Here is a 2,276-nt window from a genome sequence, read left to right on the forward strand (position 1 = left end):
AAAACAGAAATAATAACAACATTACATGAGTACCTTTATATTTTCTAAATGATTATTGAATATCCCATATATCAATTTGAGAAATGGTGACCGATGTAGAAAAAGCATTATATGTTATAAATAACTATATGCAATGCAGTTCTTTTTAATGATGGATCCCCTCTTATTGCTTAGTGTAAGATGGTAATAAAAAGAGTTTTGAGTCAGGAGGACTATAATGTTTGGATCATCATTAACAATATTAATAATTGGTATTATTTGTTTAGTATTAGGTTTCTATCTCCGGAGAAAATGGCTTATAGGAATATCATTTGTTCCTTTTTTAGTTGTATTTATTGGCATAGTTAGTTTAATAATTGAAAAAATGACTTAGGCATGAGCTTAAGTTATTTTTTTATACAAATATTTACATGAGTGGATTGATGCGTAGGATATAAAAAAAATTTCAAGTGAATCTGTTGCTTCAATCATTAATTTCAAAGAAATTCAGCATTATCAGCAATAATTGCAGGTAATATCAGCAATTATTGCAGTTATTACCTGCAATAAGATCGTTGCTCTAAACGTACTAACAACAAGCATTGGTATATAGGGATAAATTAATAAAGTTTTATATTTGACTGGTAATAATTTCTTCGATATGATTAGTGTATTAAGAGTATTGCTGTTATTATCAGCTATTATTGCAGCAATAACTGCTGCTTATATCTGAGGTAATGAACATAGATATACTTTGGAAGGAGGTTTTTGAATTTATGAGTACAATAAGTGCTGGAGAATTACTAGATATTTTAGGCGATCGTTTAGGAAATGAAGGCCTTTGTTTCTTAATTGCACTTGCCGAATCAGATAGACCTCTTTTGAAAGCTCAATTAGGAGATCGCGCTCAAGAATTACATAAGAATGGTACAACAGCTTTAAATTCAAGGCATCATTTAGACATACTTACAGCACGGATAGAAGGCGCAGGATTAGTCGATGTTACTGAAGTAGGTCGTTCTAGACTATATTCTTTGTCCAATTTAGGTAATATTTTAATCGAGCATTTACAACAAGAAAAATAAATCTAGGTGCTTTTATCAAATAAACAAAAAGGTTTTGATAACTTATGAAAAAAAGACAAAGGTTTAAATTAAACAAAGATAAAAGGAGAGAAAATGCAAAAATGACAAAACAAACTATTAGCAATACTAGTATACCGGTCAATACGACTGTTGGATTAAAGTTCGGTTTTATTGGATTAGGTATGGCAGGATGTAATATAGCAGCTGAATGCGCTAAATATACCGATAGTAACGGAGGTAGTCCATATAGCGCTGTTCTTGTAAACACCAACATTAGAGACTTCTCTAAAGTGAAACATAAAAAAGATGCTTTTACAGAAGTAAGACTGAGTGGATATGAAGGCGGAGCTGGAAGAAATATCGAAAAAGGTGAAAAAGCATTTAAGGATAATAGTTCAGAATTTTTAAATGCTATTAAACCACTATCTGATCGTGATTTCATCTGGGTAGTAGCTGGATTAGGTGGTGGTACTGGTACAGGTGCAATAATTGAGGCTGTTATAACTCTTGCTGAGAGTGGATATGCAGAGAAATTAGGTTTAATCCTTACCTTACCTCGTCATAATGAAGGCGGTAATGTGTTAGGTAATGCATTTAAAAGAATCCAAGAAATCGGTAAAATTAAGGATGCTATTGGCTCAATAATTATCGTAGATAACCAGAAATTATATACAGACTTCCTTAAAAAAGAAGAAAATAAAGCCAAAACAATGGACGATTTCTTAACATATTGTAATAGATATGTCGCTGACACTTTACACGAGTTAAACACTATTACCAATGCATATGAAAATATGACAATGGAATACTTTGATTCTAGTGAATTTGAAAATACAATTAAACAATCAGGTTACCTTACTCTTTCTAAACTTACATTAATTGATAAACCAGATGTTTCAAATGAAGCACAATTTGTAAGCAAGCTTAAAGAATCTATTGAAAATGGTGTTTTATCAGATGGTTATAACTTTGAAACAGCACAAACAGCTGCTGTAACTACTATCGCTAATGGTGGACAAGTAGACTATATCACTAATATGGCGTTTGAAAGTAAAGTGAAAGAAGTTATTGATAGTATGGCTCCTTACCTAGATGAATATCCAGTAGCTGGTTATAAAGCGAATAATACTGTTGGGATTAATATTTATACAATCTTTACAGGTTTAGAAACCCCTACTTGTCTCGGGATTATCGGACAAAAATATGACGAAT

2 protein-coding genes are annotated in these 2,276 nt (G+C 31.6%); both read left to right on the forward strand.

The genetic code is table 11. From position 1 onward, the window contains the following. The first annotated feature begins 716 nt into the window (after window positions 1-716). Window positions 717-1,064 (forward strand): hypothetical protein, encoded by a 348-nt coding sequence (locus ACF1AK_RS36220; RefSeq protein ID WP_351072247.1) that lies wholly within the window; start codon window positions 717-719, stop codon window positions 1,062-1,064. Between the two features lie 44 nt (window positions 1,065-1,108). Further along, window positions 1,109-2,276 (forward strand): hypothetical protein (locus ACF1AK_RS36225; protein ID WP_391503070.1); only part of this gene is annotated, 1,168 nt, incomplete at its 3' end.

Origin of the sequence: Kitasatospora sp. NPDC015120 (assembly GCF_043080305.1) — a bacterium.
Lineage (GTDB): Bacteria > Actinomycetota > Actinomycetes > Streptomycetales > Streptomycetaceae > Kitasatospora.

What these genes read in the sequence shown, in the direction of transcription:
- ACF1AK_RS36220 (WP_351072247.1), top strand. Translation starts at nt 717, where the DNA reads ATGAACATAGATATACTTTGGAAGGAGGTTTTTGAATTTATGAGTACA.